Below are 15,107 nucleotides of genomic sequence, written 5' to 3'. Positions count from 1 at the left end.
CGCTCAGCGCGGTGCCAGCCCCCGGCCCAACAACTGCGCAAGCCGCGTGCGTTCGGCCACGAACCGGTCATAGGGCGGTTTCTTGATGCCGTTCAGGGCATTCAGCAGGGTTTCGGCAACCTCCTGTGCCGCCCCCTCCAGCGTGACCCGCCCGGCGGTGTCTTCACGCTGGAGCCATGCGGCAAAGATTTCGGTCAGACGCGCAGTGCCGGCCTCGATCTCTGGTGCCGCATGGCTGTGTTTCTGGTCCAACAGCTCTGCGCCATGCGGGCTTTCCAGAAGTTGCTGCACCAGTGGTCCCGCCTTGGCCCGGAATGCGCGCGCCAAAAGCTCTGGCACGCTGCCCTCCCCGGTCAGCGCCGTGGCCACGTCCTGCGCCGCTGTCTCGAAATAGACTTCGACCATGCGGCGGGCAATGTCCTCTTTGTTGCGGAAATGCTGGTACAGGGCCGGGCGCGACATGCCGGCAGCGCGGGCTATGTCCTCCATCGAGGTGCGGCGAAAGCCGTATTGACACATCACCGCCATGGCGGCTTGCAGGATCGCCTCTTGTCGGAGACGTTCGGTTTCGGATGCATCCATCATAAATGACGTTCTGACAAAAAGTCGCAAAACTGTCAATTGACACCCTGACAAATGGCGCGCATTTTGTCAGGAACTTTCCAGGAGGACGACATGGCCACCACGCTTACCGTGAACGGCACCGCCCACGAGGTGGACCTGCCCGACGAGGTCCCGCTGCTTTGGGCACTGCGCGATGCGTTGAACCTGACCGGCACGAAATTTGGCTGCGGCGTGGCGGCCTGCGGCGCCTGCACCGTGCATATCGACGGCGAAGCGGTGCGGTCCTGCCAGGTGCCCGTGGGGGACGTCTGGGGCGAGGTGACCACCATCGAGGGGCTGGGAACGCCCGAGGCGCTGCACCGTTTGCAACAGGCCTGGATCGACCACCAGGTGGCGCAATGCGGCTATTGCCAGTCCGGCCAGATCATGCAGGCCGCCGCCCTTCTGGCGGAAACGCCCAACCCGAGCGATGACGAGATCGACGCCGCCATGCAGGGCAACCTGTGCCGCTGTGGCACCTACCCGCGCATCCGCGCCGCCATCAAATCCGCCGCAGGGGAGGCCTGAGCCATGGCAAGCATCGGCAAGATCGCCCGCCGCACCTTTCTGTTCGGCGCCGTGGCCGTGGCCGGGGGCGCGGCCTTTGGCGCATGGTATGTCAGCCGCCCCGCGCCCAACCCCCTGAAACCGGGCGCAGGCGAGGCCGCATTGAACGCCTTTGTCGTGGTTGACGCCGAGGGCGTGACGCTGATCGCCCCCCGCGCCGAAATGGGTCAGGGCACGATGACCACATGGGCCGCGCTGATCGCCGAGGAAATGGACCTCGACTGGGACGCGGTGAACATCATCCACGGCCCGCCGGCACAGGCCTACTACAACAGCGCGCTGATGGGCGAAGGGCTGAACCACAAGGGCTATGACGCGTCCTCCTTCCAGCATTCCCTGGGCGAGATGATGGGCGTCATGGGCAAGGTCTTTTCCATGCAGGTCACCGGCGGATCGACCGCCATGAAAGACGGCTACGAGCGGATGCGCGTCACCGGCGCCGCCGCCCGCGAGATGCTGAAGACCGCCGCCGCCAACCGGTTGAACCTGCCGGTCGCGGATCTGCGCACCGAAAACGGCAGCGTGATCGCGCCGGACGGCACCGCGATCCCCTATACCGAACTGGCCGCCGAGGCCGCGACGGTGGAGCCACCCAAGGTGGAACTGCGCGACCGCCGCGATTGGAAACTGCTGGGCAAATCCCTGCTCCGAAAGGATATTCCGGCAAAATCCACCGGCACCGCGCAGTTCGGCATCGACACGCGCCTGCCGGGGATGCGCTTTGCCGCCGTCCGCATGTCGCCCACGCGCGGCGCGATGGCATCCTACGATGCCTTCGAGGCCAGCCGGATGCCCGGCGTCGAAAAGGTCGTGGATCTCGGCGACGGGCTTGCGGTGATCGCCACGAACACATGGCTTGCCCAACAAGCCGTCGACGCGATCGAGGTCGACTGGGGTCCGGCCCCCTACCCGGCCTCCACCGATGAGATGGTCACAGCCATCGAGGCCGCATTCGACGCGGACCCGAACTCGACCCTGCGCGACGATGGCAACCCGGACAAGCTGCCCTCGGGCGCGACCACGATCGAAGCCGAATACCGCGTGCCCTTCCTTGCCCACGCCACGATGGAGCCGATGAACGCGACCGCCTGGTTCGACGGTCAGCACCTGCGCCTGTGGTGCGGCAACCAGGGGCCGACCTTCCTGCGCGACGCCTGCGCCGCCGAGGCGGGCATCGCCCCCGAAGAGGTCGAGGTCAACGTCACGCTGATGGGCGGCGGATTTGGCCGGCGCGGAGAATTCGACTATGCGGTGATCGCCACGCGCATCGCCAAGGCGGTGCCCGGCACGCCGGTCAACGTCACCTGGTCGCGCGAAGAGGACATGACCCATGACTATTACCGCCCCGCCGCCATCGCGCGGATCAAGGGCGCGGTGAAGGATGGCCAGCCACTGGCTTTCGATGCACAGGTCTCGTCGCCCTCCATCGCGCAGCAGGCATTGAAACGCTGGGTCGGCTTTGCGCCCGGCGGCCCCGACAAGGGGATCGTCGACGGCATCTACAATCAGCCCTACGGCATCCCGAACTACCGCGTGCGCGGCCACAAGGCCGACATCGCGCCGCCGCTGGGCTTCTGGCGCTCGGTCGGGGCCAGTTTCAACGGGTTCTTCCACGAAAGCTTCATGGATGAACTGGCAGTGGCGGCAGGGGCCGATCCGCTGGAGATGCGCCTGAAACTCACCCGTGACGAATGGCTGCCCGCCTTCTACGTGCTGGAGGCGGTGCGCGACATGTCCGGCTGGACCGGCAAGACCGAGGAGGGCGTCGGGCGCGGATTGGCCATGGTCTATAGCTTCGGCACCCCGACGGCCATGGTGATCGAAGTCCGCGAGACCGACGGCATGATCCGCCTGACCGACGCCTGGATCGCCGCAGACCCCGGCGTGGCGCTGGATCCGTCGATTATCGAGGCCCAGTTGACCGGCGCCATGGCCTATGGCCTGTCGGCGGCGATCGGCGAGGAGATCACCTTTGCCGATGGCCGGGTCGAACAGCAGAACTTCCCGGACTACGATCCGCTGCGCATGCCACAGATGCCGCGCGTCGCCGTCAAGGTTCTGGAAAACCAAGAGCGTTTGAACGGCATCGGCGAGGTGGGCACGCCCCCCGCCGCGCCGGCCCTTGCCAATGCCCTGTTCGACCTGACCGGTAAACGCGCGCGCAGCCTGCCTCTCAACAAAGAGTTCGACTTCCACGTCTGAACGAACGGGCGCGCCGGTCCCGTCCGGGGCACTCTCAAATTGCTTCGGATTGTTTCAAGACCTGGCAAAGAGGGGGAATTTTCCCTCGATTCTACCACGGTCCTTGCACAGGAAAAGACGATACCCGAAGGTATAGACTATCCCAACCAGGCTGTTCCTGGGCACGCTGTTAACGATCTTGGCCCCTGCTGTCCCGGCGGGGGCCGTTTTCTTCTCCAGCCGAAAAAAAACATGGTCCAGCCGGAACAGGCTTCAAACCGCCGCCCGCAGTCCTTCGGCCCCTTTTCGGGACCAGTCATGCACCGCCCGGCCAAAGGCTTCGAACAAGGGGCGCGACACAGGGTCATTGGCGGCATTCCACTCCGGATGCCATTGCACCGACAGGGTAAAGCCCGGCGCGTCGCGGACATAAATCGCCTCGGGCGTACCATCCGGCGCGTGCCCGTCAACGACAATCCGCGCCCCCGGGTGTTTGATCCCCTGCCCGTGCAGCGTGTTGGTCATCACCTCGGTCGCACCGAAAAGATGATGAAACGGTCCGCCCTCGGTCAGGCTCACCTTGTGGCGCAGGGCGAATTTCTCTTCCAGCGTGCCGTCCGGCGGCATCCGGTGGTTCATGCGACCCGGCAATTCGCGGATCTCCGGATAAAGCGACCCACCCATGGCGACGTTGACCTCTTGAAAACCGCGGCAAATGCCAAGAAACGGCTGTCCCCGCTGCACACAGGCCCGCACCAATGGCAAGGTGATCGCGTCGCGATTTCGGTCCGGCTGGCCATGCGCCTCGGTCCATTCCTCACCGTATTCCTCGGGATGCACGTTGGGCCGTCCCCCGGTCAGGACAAACCCGTCAAAGGCGTCCAACAACTCGTTCACCGACACCAGCCGCGGATCCGACGGGATCACCACAGGCAGGCATCCCGACACTTCCGACACAGCCTCCGAGTTCATCGTGCCCCCTGCATGGGTAGGATACTGATCGTTGATCAGGTACTGGTTGCCGATGATGCCGACGATGGGGCGCGCCATGAACTGTCTCCGTGTGAACAGGCAATATGTAAACCACAAGCCCCCGCAACAAAAGTGCCCGCCCGCACAGGGGGGCCTGCGGCTCCGCGCATGGCCCAAGCCTTGAGCAAACCCGCCGCCAACACCCCGCGAAACTCCACGCCTTTCTTCTGTCCTAAAATATCCCGGGGGTGAATTGGCCGTCAGGCCAAGAGGGGGCAGCGCCCCCTCCCCGCCCGTACCGCCCCTTTACCCGCCGCAGCGCGATCGGGCATCGCTCGCGCGCATCACGCGGTCCATCAGGTCACCCCAGAGATCCATGGTCTCCGCGGCAATCCGGTCCGGCGCCATTTCCAAAAGGCGCGCCTTGGCCCGCAGCGCCAGTTGCCGCCGCCAGTCCGGCGCCAGCATGATGCCCTCCTGTTCGGCCCAGCGTTCGACCTGCGGCACCAACGGCACATCCGGGCGCAGGACATCCACGAACAGCCGGTCGGGGCGACGTTCCACCCTGTCCACCAGCGGCGCAAGCAGTTCTGCCCCGATGACGTCCTCGATCCGGGCACCGCTGATCCCGCTCACCCGGTCAAGCCGGATGACAGACTCCGATGGCACGGCGGCCTCTGTCCCGTCGCGCAGGGCCGGTTCGGCAAAAGCCCCCTCGTGCCCGCCGACGATGACCGGCGGCATTCCCGTCCCTTCGCCCGCCAAAAGTTGCGCCATGGACTGCATCACACCCGGTCCCGTTGCCGGTGCAAAAACGATATCGCGCCCCGGGCGCAGGCGTCCCGCACGGATCAGCAGCGTCTTGATTGCGGACAGATAAATCTGATCGGTGGTGCTGCTCACAAGAACCGGGGCCGAGCCCAGCAATACCGCATCGGCGACCGAGATGCTCAGCGCCGCGCGCACCGCGAAACCTGCTCCGCGCTTGGTATCGGTGCCCTCATCGCTGCCAAGATCACCAGAGACCCGTGTCGAACCGTCCCGATCGACGAACACCTTGCGCGCGCGCTCCAGACGGTCCGCCCCGACAAGGAATGGCGAATGCGTCGTGTAGAGGATCTGGTTCGTCGCCGCGAGACCTTCAAAAAACATGGACAGATCGCGCTGCGCCAACGGGTGCAGCGAATGGCCCGGTTCGTCCAGCAGCAGCACGGCATTGCGATGCGCCCCCCGGCTTTCATGCAGGAAAACAAGGAAAAAGCTCAGAAACCATTGCAGCCCGGTCGAGCGGTTTTCCAGTTCCACCTCCTGCGGACGCCTCGCATCGGCCACCCAGATGCGAAAATGATTGCCGTCCGCTTCAAACCGGAAGCGGTAATCCCCCTGCTTCCACCATTGGCCGAAATGTTCGGTCAGTTTGGTGCTGGCCGATTGCAGAAGGATGGAACGGGTGCGCTTGGCTTCTGCGATCTGTGCCAGCATGGCCGCATCGGGTCCGCGTTCCTGCGTCCGGGCGCGTTCGACAAGCGACCGGACCAGCCCCATCTTTCCTTCGCGCGCCAGCGCTTCGGCCTCTGCTTCTTCGATGATGTCGCGAAAGTCGCGCCCGAGTTCAAGGATCTCTGCGGCCTCAAGGCCGACGAACCCGAACAAGACCCGCAGCGTGCGTGCCTTGGCTGCCTCCTTGGCACCAAGGTCGGCACGCTGAATATTATCCACTACATGAGGCAGGTAGATCTCGGAATCCAGATTGCCGTAGTTCGAGTAATAGACAAAAACCGGCATCCGCGAGAGCACGAACTCCCGCACCGGATCCAACTGCCCGGGGTCCGGTGCAAGAATGCGTGCCATGCGCTCGCCAAGGCCCCTGCGCAGCGCCCGCAGGTCGTCGACCAGCGCCGATGCGCCCTCGCCCGAGTCGGGCGCATCCTCGGGCACCAGGGCCCCTACGCGATTGCGCAGGCGCATCAGGTCGTTTGCCGTCAGGGGCGCCCCGCCAGACAGTTCATCGCGGATTTCCGCAAGAACCTCTTTCGCCTGCGCCGCCAGATCCCCGTCGGTTTCCTCGTATGTGGAAAGGCGCTCCAGCGTTTCCAGAACCTGCTTTTGCACATCGGCGCAATCGTTGGTCTTGCGCGGGCGATGAAGCGGGAAACTGACCAGATAGCTGCCATCATAGCTGCGGCTGACAGAGACCACGGCCGCCGCCTCTTCCGGAATGCGGCCAAGCGCGGCGAGTTCAGCCGCCGCTTCGCCGGTTTCGAATTCCGCCGTGACGAATGGAAAGGCACCCGGTGATTGCCGGATCGTGCCGAACAAGGCCTTGGGAAAGTCCGAGGTCGGATCAATCGCGCCATCACCGGCAGGGTTCAGTTTCCAAAGCGGCAAAAGGAGGTTTGTCTTGCCGGATTCATTCACGCCGATCAGCGCCGTGACGCGGTCGAGGTCAAGATAGCCGGAGTCGGTGACAGAGCGGAAGTTCGTCACCCGGTATCGGCGCAGCCGAAAGCCCGCTTCCTGTCCGGTCGCAACATCCGACGGGGCGTTGACGGCCAGCGCCGGCGTGATTGACGTGACTTGATGCATCCTTGTCTTCCCTCCCAATCTCTGAAACGTCGCGGGCCTTCGCCTGACCTGCGCGCGCAACCGCCGCGGCCAGACGCTTTGCCCGCGCCTTCACCAACACAAACGTGCCAAGGTGCGTTTTCATCCCTCCGGGCGGTCAAAAACCCTGAGATTCACCCAATCCATTGCGCCGCCTGTGGCGACGTCGGATTGAGGCCTGAGATGCAGACCAGTTCAGCCAGCCTTGCGGCCCCGCCAGTCCGGGGAAAGCTCGCCTTTGTCGGACGGCATGTCCTCCGACAGACCGGACAGGTAAGTGTCCAGCGGTTCGACGCTGCCCTCCTTTGCGTTGAAATGGCCGTAGAGATCGCTGCGCAGCTTGGGGATGGCTTCGTCGATCAATTCATCCAGCTTGATGCGGTCTGACCGCGACAACCTTGGAAAGGATTGCAGGCCGCATTTCATCGCAACGTCGCGCGCGCGGGGCAAAACCTCTGCCCACAAGGCCCGCAGATCCTCGGCCCGGTCGCGCACCAGCAATTCCCTTTCATAGATGCGCTCAAAGACATCGTCGAACCGCGCGACCATCCGCTTGCGCGTCTTCGGCAAGACAACCAGTTCCACGATGGCCACGAGCATTGCCAAGACAGCCGCCACAACCGGCAGCGCAATGATCAGTCCGGTCACCACAGCGGCGCCTGACAGCCCGGCAAAGAGCGCCCCCAGCGACAATCGCCAGCGGTTGCGCAACCGCCGAAAGCGGCGCGCGGCGGCGTCGATCACAAAGACATGCAGGCGCAGCCGTTCGGCAAATCCCTGCATCTGCGTGATCAGGTTGTCCAGGCGGCGGGTCGGCACACGGTACAGTTCGGTCACCAGTTCCGCTCGCGCGCTGTCGAAATCCGCCGTCGGCAGATCTGAAACCGGCTGCCCCGCCACGGGAACATAGGTGTTGTAGATCAGCGGCAGGTCCTTGCGCGGAATCACCTTCCCGAGGTTCCAGCACAAGGCCCCGTAGGCGCGGGCGAAATCGTGCAGGTTGCGAAAGCGATCCATCTTGTTCATGACGATCAACAGCTTGTGGTCGATGCCGTTCAGGGCCTCTTTGAAAACCTGTAGCGTCTCGCCGGTGGTGCCCGGCTTGTCCGGGTCGAAGAAGACGATGACCAGATCGGCCCGTTCCGCAAACCAGCGCACAGCTCCGGGAAAATCATAGCCGCGCCCGCCTTCGGCCTTGGCTTCGTCGATCATCCCCGGGCTGTCGATCAGTGTCACCGTCTGCAACAATTCGGCGGGGCGCTGTTTCAGGCGCACGTGGCTGACAAGCTGGTCGCCAAAATGGCGCAACCCCTCGTAGGGCAGGTCCGGGTTGCTGACCACCGATGGCCCGTCCCGATCCGCCAGCGCCGCCCCCCAAGTCACGATGGTGAAACTGTCATCGGTGGGGGCCACGCCCGTTTTCTGGATATCCTCGCCAACGAGATAATTCACAAAAGTCGACTTGCCCGAGGAATGGTTGCCCAGCAACAAGACCTGCGGTGGCCGTCGCAGCTCACCGATGGTCGGGGGACGCCGGAACATGAACTGTTCTGAAAGCGGTTCCAGCGGATCGCTGTAAAAATCCCGGATCATCTCGGCATAGTTTTCAATCGCCTGCTGCACGCGCAAACCTTTCTTACCTTTGGGATCAGTTCCCTTGGCCAATCCGGCGCGTTCCCCTTGCGGTCCGCGCCCGTTGGTCGTTTTCCGACAGCCCGCACCAAGAACGGATCACGGGACATTTCTGGTGGCGCAACCCGTCGTCATCACCGGGGCCACGGCCTGTGTCATGTCGAGGAAAAACGCCCCGGCGCGCCGTTTCATCCGCACCAGGGCCGCCCGCCCCAAGTTTTCCTGCCCAACTGGTTCAGCCGGTTTCGACCGGGACAGGCGGCGCGAACTTCGCTTCTGACGGCGGGGTTACGGCAAAGACGATGGCCAGCACCGCCGCGATCCCCAGCAGCGCAAGAGCCCCTTGTTCTGGTCGTGGCAGCCTGTCCCGTTGCCGTCGGGGGGCCAGCGCCCGGCTTGGCCGCACCGGTCCGGGCAGCGCCAGAACAGGCTCTGGTGCGGCTTCGACTCGGATCAGGGCAAAGAGCTCGCCCGGAGGCATCGCAGCCAGCCGGAGCCGCCCGAACCGCGCAAGCATCAGACCAGCCAAGGCAAGGCTCGCCGCCAGCAGCAACGGAGCGAGCGCGGCAAGATCCGCCGGTTTGGGTTGATGCGGTGTGATGGGCACGATCCACAGCCCCGCAACGACAAGCCCGGCCGCCGCAAGCGCCGGCACGGTCACGTCGGTTGGCACATCAGGCTTTCGCTCGGCCCGCGCCAGCAGGACCAGCGCCCGCAGCATCAGCAGCGCCGTCCCAAGGCTTGCGACGAACAGCGCAGCCCCCAGCCAGATCTGCCAGCCTGCGGGGACGCCGCCCAGCGCGGATTTCAGCGCGTCCTTTGCCATCCAGCCGCTGGTGGCCGGCAATCCGGCCAGTGCAAGCGCCGGCAACGCAAGCACCGCCATCATTCCGTATCGCAGCGGGCCTGTCGTCGTGGCCCAAACGGCGGGCACGCCAAGAAACAAGGCCGCCTTGGAGAAAGCGTGATGTGCCGCCAGCAGGACCAGCGCCGGTGCGATCACGGGCCATGCCTCGGGTGCGGCAAGCCCACCGGCCAGACCAAGCGCCATCAGACTCATCTGTCCGACACTGGAATAGGCCAGCACAGCTTTGGGATCGCCCTGTACAAGCCCCAGCGCCGGTGCAATCACCAACCCGGACAGCGCCATCGCTGCAAGCGCCGTTGCCGCCGCCAATTGTGGTGCACCGCCCAGCGGCAAAATGATCATCAGTCCGAACAGCCCCGCCTTGAGCATGGCACCGGACAAGACCGCACTGGCCGGAGCCGGAGCTGCTGCATGGGCCAAGGGCAACCACAGGTGCAGGGGCACCGCCCCCAGCTTGACCAGCAACCCGCTAGCCATCAGTGCCGTCGCCAGGGTCGGCACCTCGGCCGAAGCCATGCCCGACAGCGCCAGATCGCCCGTTGCCGCGGCCCCAAAGGCCAGCCCGGCAAACAGCGCCACCTCCCCCGCTATGGCAAAGCCGATGTAGACCCGCCCGGCAAAGACCTGCGCGGCCCCCTGCCCATGCAGGACAAGCCCCCATGAAGACAGGCTCATCAGCGCGAAAAACGCGTAAAAAGAGGCGATGTCCTGCGCGATCAACAAGCCAAGGTTGCCCGCCATTGCCAGCAGGAAAAAGACAAGGAAACGGTCACGCCGCGGATCACCGGACAAAAGCCGCACCGCCTGCCATCCCGCCAGCGCCCAAAGCAGCGCGGAAAAGGCCAGAAAACTGCGCCCTGTCTCGGTCAGGGCAAATTCGGTTCCCAGCAACAGCCAGTCAAGCCGCAGGGATGCTGGCACCGGGTCCGCCAACGCCGCGAAAAGCGCAGGCAGCGCCGCAAGCGGCACCAGCGCCCCCCGTGCAAGGCGCAGCGCGGGCACCGGGAACAAGACCAGAACGGCAAGCGGAACAGCAGGAACGAGCCAGAGAGGAAAGGCGATCATAGGTACTCCAGTGACACGATGAATTGGGTCCAGCCCAGCGGGCTGAAGGGAGCATTTGCAAGGAAACCGGCGCAAAGGATCAGAACGGCCGTCGCCGCAGGCGGTACGGCCAGCATCCAGCCGATGCGCCGCTTGACCGCCGCGGTCTTGGGCGGATCGCGGAACCATGCGCGGTACAGGATCGGCAGGAAATACGCGGCATTGAGCAGGCTGGAGCCCGCCAGCAAAGCGATGACCGCGGGCTGGCCCGCATCAAGGGCGCCGGCACCAAGATACCATTTGCTGACGAACCCGGCCAAAGGCGGGATCCCGATCATGCCAAGTGCACCGATCGTAAAGGCGATCGTCGCACCGGGCATGAGCCGTCCCATGCCATCCATCGCGCTGACGGTCTTGACCCCGCGCCCCTCGGCGAAATTACCCGCCGCAAGGAACAGCGTGATCTTCATGATGCCCTGATGGATCAGATGCGCCAGCCCGCCCACCGCCGCGATGGGCGAGATCAAAGCAACGCCCAGCGTGATATAGCTGACCTGACTGACCGTCGAATAGGCCAGCCGCTTTTTCAGATCGTCCTGTGCCAGCGCCCGCAAAGACCCCCAGAGGATCGTCACCGCCGCGAGGGCGGCAAGCGGCCCGGCAAGGCCCAGCAACTGGACGGTTTCCACGCCGTAGACATCATAGACGATCCGCATGATGCCAAAGGCCCCTGCCTTGACCACCGCCACCGCGTGCAGCAGGGCGCTGACCGGTGCCGGGGCCACCATCGACAGCGGCAACCACCCATGCAACGGCACCAGCGCCGCCTTGACCCCAACGCCGGCGATCAGCAGAACAAAGATCGCCACCAAAGTGACAGGATGCGTTTCTGCCAGCGCCCCCAGCACTCCTTGCGGGACGAAGGGGACACTGCCCGCCAGCGCGTAAAGCCAGACGGTGCCAAGCGTCAGCGCCACTCCGCCGCCCAGCGTATAGGCAAGGTAAATGCGGCCCGCGCGATGCGCCTCCGCAGACCCGCGATGCACCACCAGCGGCCACGTCGCCAGCGTCAGCAACTCGAAAAAGACGAGGAACGTAAAGAGGTTCCCCGCCATGGCGATACCAACGGTCGAAGCCACGCAAAGGCTGAAGAACCCGAAGAACCGGCTGCGGTCGGTGCCGCCCTCAAGATAGCCTATGGCATAGATCGTGGTCAGCAGCCACAGCACCGCCGACAGCGCCAGAAACAGAACCGAAAGCGCGTCGGCCTGTAAGGTCAGGGACAGGCCCGGAACGATCTCCAGCCCCAGTTCGAATTCGGCACCATTGGCGACCGCCACTGAAATCCAGGCGACAAGCGCCACCTTGATGGCCGCCGCGCCAAGGTTGATGACGGTGCGCAATCGGCTCCAATGATCGGGCATGGCCAGGATCACCGGGGCAACGCCCAGCGAGGTCATCAGGATGGCCAAGGGAAGCAGGTCGGTCATGTAACGGTGATCTCCAGAAGCGTTAGGGGGAGCGCCGAGGCAAGGCCTAGCGCAAGCGCCGCCGCAGCCAGACCAAGCGCGGCCACGTCTCCGGTGCGCCACGGCGGACGGCGCGCCCCGGGCGCAACATGCGGCCCTCCGCGGAGGCAGCGCGAAACGACCCGCAGCAGATAGGCCGCAGACAGGGCAGTCCCGGCGAGGACAAGGCCGACCCAGATCCATGCACCCCGGTCGATCAGGCCTTCCATCAGAACCCATTTCCCGACGAACCCCGCCGTCGGCGGCAGGCCGATCAGGCTTATGGTTGCGATGGCAAAGGCAAATTCCGCCGCACCCGGCCGCAGGTCCTCGCGGTTCAGACCCGAAATCCTGTCATGGCCCAGTTCCTCGGCGATCCGGCCTACGGCAAGGAACATCGCCGCCTTGGCCAGCGCATGGGACACCATCACCACCGCTGCCGCGTGCCACAGGGCCCCCTCGCCCGAAACGCCCAGCGCCAGCGTGATCAGCCCCACCTGGGCCACGGTGGAATAGGCGACCAGCAGTTTCAGCCGGGTGGCGCGCAGCGCTTTCCACGATCCCCAAATCATCGCCCCGGCACCCGCGACGGCCAAGACCGTTCGCAGATGCTCGACCCCGGCGCCGCCTTCGACCGAGATCCGCAACGCAAGATACAGGCCCGCCTTGACCACCAGCGCCGACAGCACTGCGCTTGCGGCAGGTGTCGCGCTGGAATGCGCGGCGGGCATCCAGAAGTGCAGCGGGAACAGCGCCGCCTTCACGGCCAGTCCGGCCACCATCAGCGCAAGCGCAACCCGTCCCTGCATCGTTCCTGCCATCTCCGGCATCGCCGCGATGTCGACCCGCCCTGTGGCCGCATAGGCCAAGGCGATCCCCAGCAGCATCAACAGGCTGCCGGCAAGCCCGGCACACAGGTAATCGAATGCAGCCGCCAGCGCGGCCCGCTGTCCTGACAGTGCGGTCAGGCCAACAGCCGCCAGCCCAAGGACCTCGAAGGCGACATAGAGGTTGAACAGGTCGTTCGACAGGAACAACGCATTCATCGCCCCAAGCGTCGAAAGCCACATCGGCCAGAAGCCGGCCCGCGTTTGCGCCACATCCGGGTCACGGGGCGTAAATGCGCCCCAGCTTTGCGCCTGAAGGGCGACAAAGGCACCGACAACCGCTGTCATCAGGATCATCAGGGCGGCAAGACCGTCGACTGTGAAGGCGATGCCAAGCGGGCTGGACCAGCCGCCCAGCGGAGTTTCCGTCGCGCCGCCCAGCCTTAGGCTGTGCAGCAGTGCAACAGATGCCACCAGGTTGCCCAGCGTCGCCGCAAGGCCCAGCGCACCGGCGCTGCGGGCATGTGCCGCCGCAATCAAGGCGGCCAGAAACGGCACGGTGACCAGAAACATCGGTTCAGTCATCGCCAAAGGCTCCGATCCGCTCGGCCAGCGCCAGCAACGCGGCCGTCACCGCCACAAGCACCACGATCCCCGTCAGCACAAAGGCTTGCGGAACAGCGTCGGTGTTCCCCGCCTGACGTGCGGCGGCAAGGAACAGCATGGCGATCCCCACAGCCAGCACGTTAAGGCCAAGAATGCGCCGGATGGCATCCGCGCTGGTGGCCAATCGCCACAGCGCAAGGGCCACCAGACCGGCCCCGGTGGACATGTAGAAAAGTTCGGGAGAGGTCATTGCGCACTCCGGTCAGGGCCGACGAACAACAGGACAAGCGTCGCGGCGATGGAAAGGGTAAGGGCGGTTTCGATCGCCATGATCCAGATCTTGGCCTCACCAGCGGGGTAATCCAGAAAGCCGCCCGTCATGGCAGCGGTTGCCAGAGCGGCCAGCAAAAAGACCGCCAGCCCCGCCAACCCGGCAAGGACCAACAGGCGGCCAGCGCCCTGCCCGATCCGGACGACGCCCGTCATCACAAGGGCCAGCCCACCACCGGCAAGAACGGCCCCGGCCTGAAAGGCTCCCCCCGGCGCGCTGGCGCCGCGCCACAACAGATGCCCGGCCAGCAACACGGCAATCGGCGCGATGATCCGGGCAAAGGGCAACACAAGTTCACCCAGCGGTGACGGATCCAGCGGCCTGTTCAACAGCAGCCGGACCAGAAGCAAGGCAACAAGAAGCACGGCGATTTCCAGCAGGGTGTCCCATGCGCGGAAGTTCAGCAGAACCGCCGTGACCGGGTTTGTCACTCCGCTTTGGTCCAGATTGCCCGCGACGAGCATGGGGTAGACCGGCTCTGCCAGCGCGGTGACAAGCACAACGGTGATTGCCCCGGCCAAGACCAGCCCAAGACCTCCCGCCGCCCATGACATCCACTTTGGTGGGCTGCCCTGTTCCCCGGCGGGCGTCATCCGGCGCAGGCTGCGCAGGAACAGCGCGCCTGTCAGGCCCGCACCGATCGCCGCCTCGGCCAGCGCCACATCCGGCGCTCCAAGCCGCACCCAGGCGAGCGCGACCAACAAACCCATGATCATGAAGGCCGCAACCGACGCGATACGGTCCCGCGCGATCAAGGCCACCCCGGCGCAGACAAGCACGCCCAACGCGGTCAGCAGATCGAAAAGCACGCTCATTCCGCGTCCCCCGCGCTCCGCCGTTCGGGATGGGACCGCGCGATCAGATGTCCGACGGTGACGCCGGACACCGCAATCAGGAACACGCAAAGAAACAAGGCCACGACGGCGGCAGGCGTGGGTGACAGGCAGGCCGCCCCCGCCGCGACAAAGGCCAGACCAAGCGTGTCGGCCTTGGTCAACGCGTGCAGGCGGGACAACACGTCCGGCAGACGCCACAAACCGATGGCCGCCGCCAACAGGAACAGGACGCCCGTACCGATCAGCGCCGTACCCAACGTTTCCAGAACAAGGGTCATTGCGGCTGCCTCCCCAATGCGACGAAGGCCAGCCCGGCAACGGCGGCCAGCGCCGCAAAGACCAGAGCCACCTCGTAGAGCGCCGGAGCCGCCCCCGCAGCGCCAAGCAGGATCAGCGTTGCAACAACGCCCGTTCCGGCAAGCTGGGCGGCAAGGATCCGGTCGGCAGCCTCGGGCCCGACGATCAGCCGGGGCAGAACGGCAAGCGTTGCGATCAAGGTCGCCAAGGCAAGGAGTTCAAGGATCATTT

At 65.1% G+C, this 15,107-nt stretch carries 13 protein-coding genes; 2 read left to right on the top strand and 11 right to left on the bottom strand.

Features of this window, described 5'->3' with window-relative positions:
- Window positions 1-3: 3 nt before the first annotated feature.
- On the bottom strand, window positions 4-585 hold the full coding sequence (locus KJP30_RS00660; RefSeq protein ID WP_246594318.1) for a TetR/AcrR family transcriptional regulator: 582 nt from the start codon (window positions 583-585) through the stop codon (window positions 4-6).
- A gap of 90 nt (window positions 586-675) precedes the next feature.
- Here KJP30_RS00660 and KJP30_RS00655 point away from each other — a divergent pair, with 90 nt between their 5' ends.
- The gene (locus KJP30_RS00655) at window positions 676-1,131 is read left to right on the top strand and encodes a (2Fe-2S)-binding protein (RefSeq protein ID WP_218447034.1); all 456 of its coding nucleotides are present in this window, start codon (window positions 676-678) and stop codon (window positions 1,129-1,131) included.
- A 3-nt stretch (window positions 1,132-1,134) separates the two neighbouring features.
- Window positions 1,135-3,372 (top strand): xanthine dehydrogenase family protein molybdopterin-binding subunit, encoded by a 2,238-nt coding sequence (locus tag KJP30_RS00650; RefSeq protein WP_218447033.1) that lies wholly within the window; start codon window positions 1,135-1,137, stop codon window positions 3,370-3,372.
- Window positions 3,373-3,624: 252 nt separating this feature from the next.
- On the opposite strand, the gene KJP30_RS00645 is transcribed toward KJP30_RS00650, so the two are convergent.
- From KJP30_RS00645 to KJP30_RS00600, 10 genes are all read right to left on the bottom strand, one after another.
- Window positions 3,625-4,401 (bottom strand): gamma-glutamyl-gamma-aminobutyrate hydrolase family protein, encoded by a 777-nt coding sequence (locus KJP30_RS00645; protein ID WP_218447032.1) that lies wholly within the window; start codon window positions 4,399-4,401, stop codon window positions 3,625-3,627.
- A gap of 228 nt (window positions 4,402-4,629) precedes the next feature.
- Window positions 4,630-6,909: an AAA family ATPase gene (locus KJP30_RS00640; RefSeq protein WP_218447031.1), complete on the bottom strand. Its 2,280-nt coding sequence runs from the start codon at window positions 6,907-6,909 to the stop codon at window positions 4,630-4,632.
- Between the two features lie 213 nt (window positions 6,910-7,122).
- Window positions 7,123-8,550, bottom strand: a complete 1,428-nt coding sequence (locus KJP30_RS00635) for a dynamin family protein (protein WP_343222726.1) — start codon at window positions 8,548-8,550, stop codon at window positions 7,123-7,125.
- Between the two features lie 244 nt (window positions 8,551-8,794).
- Complete coding sequence (locus tag KJP30_RS00630; RefSeq protein WP_218447030.1) at window positions 8,795-10,492, bottom strand: proton-conducting transporter transmembrane domain-containing protein; 1,698 nt, start codon at window positions 10,490-10,492, stop codon at window positions 8,795-8,797.
- Window positions 10,489-11,961 (bottom strand): complex I subunit 5 family protein, encoded by a 1,473-nt coding sequence (locus KJP30_RS00625; RefSeq protein WP_218447029.1) that lies wholly within the window; start codon window positions 11,959-11,961, stop codon window positions 10,489-10,491. Before KJP30_RS00625 ends, KJP30_RS00630 begins: the two co-directional genes overlap by 4 nt.
- Window positions 11,958-13,391 (bottom strand): complex I subunit 5 family protein, encoded by a 1,434-nt coding sequence (locus tag KJP30_RS00620; protein ID WP_218447028.1) that lies wholly within the window; start codon window positions 13,389-13,391, stop codon window positions 11,958-11,960. The genes KJP30_RS00625 and KJP30_RS00620 overlap by 4 nt, the downstream gene beginning before the upstream one ends.
- Window positions 13,384-13,662 carry an NADH-quinone oxidoreductase subunit K gene (locus tag KJP30_RS00615; RefSeq protein WP_218447027.1) on the bottom strand — a complete coding sequence of 93 codons (279 nt, stop codon included), beginning with the start codon at window positions 13,660-13,662 and terminating at the stop codon, window positions 13,384-13,386. Before KJP30_RS00615 ends, KJP30_RS00620 begins: the two co-directional genes overlap by 8 nt.
- Window positions 13,659-14,558, bottom strand: coding sequence for a hydrogenase subunit MbhD domain-containing protein (locus KJP30_RS00610; protein ID WP_218447026.1), 900 nt, complete (start codon window positions 14,556-14,558; stop codon window positions 13,659-13,661). Before KJP30_RS00610 ends, KJP30_RS00615 begins: the two co-directional genes overlap by 4 nt.
- The gene (locus KJP30_RS00605) at window positions 14,555-14,857 is read right to left on the bottom strand and encodes a cation:proton antiporter (protein ID WP_218447025.1); all 303 of its coding nucleotides are present in this window, start codon (window positions 14,855-14,857) and stop codon (window positions 14,555-14,557) included. The genes KJP30_RS00610 and KJP30_RS00605 overlap by 4 nt, the downstream gene beginning before the upstream one ends.
- Window positions 14,854-15,105 (bottom strand): monovalent cation/H+ antiporter complex subunit F, encoded by a 252-nt coding sequence (locus KJP30_RS00600; protein ID WP_218447024.1) that lies wholly within the window; start codon window positions 15,103-15,105, stop codon window positions 14,854-14,856. The genes KJP30_RS00605 and KJP30_RS00600 overlap by 4 nt, the downstream gene beginning before the upstream one ends.
- Window positions 15,106-15,107: the final 2 nt, after the last annotated feature.

It is taken from the genome of Antarctobacter sediminis (assembly GCF_019218285.1).
In the GTDB taxonomy this organism is placed as follows: Bacteria; Pseudomonadota; Alphaproteobacteria; order Rhodobacterales; family Rhodobacteraceae; genus Antarctobacter; species Antarctobacter sediminis.
Note: the sequence above shows the minus strand (reverse complement) of the source record. Positions and strands in the feature narration are given on the sequence as shown.

Bases quoted from the DNA above. Each gene is read 5' to 3' on its own strand.
- KJP30_RS00660 (WP_246594318.1), bottom strand. From the start codon at position 585: ATGATGGATGCATCCGAAACCGAACGTCTCCGACAAGAGGCGATCCTG.
- KJP30_RS00655 (WP_218447034.1), top strand. From the start codon at position 676: ATGGCCACCACGCTTACCGTGAACGGCACCGCCCACGAGGTGGACCTG.
- KJP30_RS00650 (WP_218447033.1), top strand. From the start codon at position 1,135: ATGGCAAGCATCGGCAAGATCGCCCGCCGCACCTTTCTGTTCGGCGCC.
- KJP30_RS00645 (WP_218447032.1), bottom strand. From the start codon at position 4,401: ATGGCGCGCCCCATCGTCGGCATCATCGGCAACCAGTACCTGATCAAC.
- KJP30_RS00640 (WP_218447031.1), bottom strand. From the start codon at position 6,909: ATGCATCAAGTCACGTCAATCACGCCGGCGCTGGCCGTCAACGCCCCG.
- KJP30_RS00630 (WP_218447030.1), bottom strand. From the start codon at position 10,492: ATGATCGCCTTTCCTCTCTGGCTCGTTCCTGCTGTTCCGCTTGCCGTT.
- KJP30_RS00625 (WP_218447029.1), bottom strand. From the start codon at position 11,961: ATGACCGACCTGCTTCCCTTGGCCATCCTGATGACCTCGCTGGGCGTT.
- KJP30_RS00620 (WP_218447028.1), bottom strand. From the start codon at position 13,391: ATGACTGAACCGATGTTTCTGGTCACCGTGCCGTTTCTGGCCGCCTTG.
- KJP30_RS00615 (WP_218447027.1), bottom strand. From the start codon at position 13,662: ATGACCTCTCCCGAACTTTTCTACATGTCCACCGGGGCCGGTCTGGTG.
- KJP30_RS00610 (WP_218447026.1), bottom strand. From the start codon at position 14,558: ATGAGCGTGCTTTTCGATCTGCTGACCGCGTTGGGCGTGCTTGTCTGC.
- KJP30_RS00605 (WP_218447025.1), bottom strand. From the start codon at position 14,857: ATGACCCTTGTTCTGGAAACGTTGGGTACGGCGCTGATCGGTACGGGC.
- KJP30_RS00600 (WP_218447024.1), bottom strand. From the start codon at position 15,105: ATGATCCTTGAACTCCTTGCCTTGGCGACCTTGATCGCAACGCTTGCC.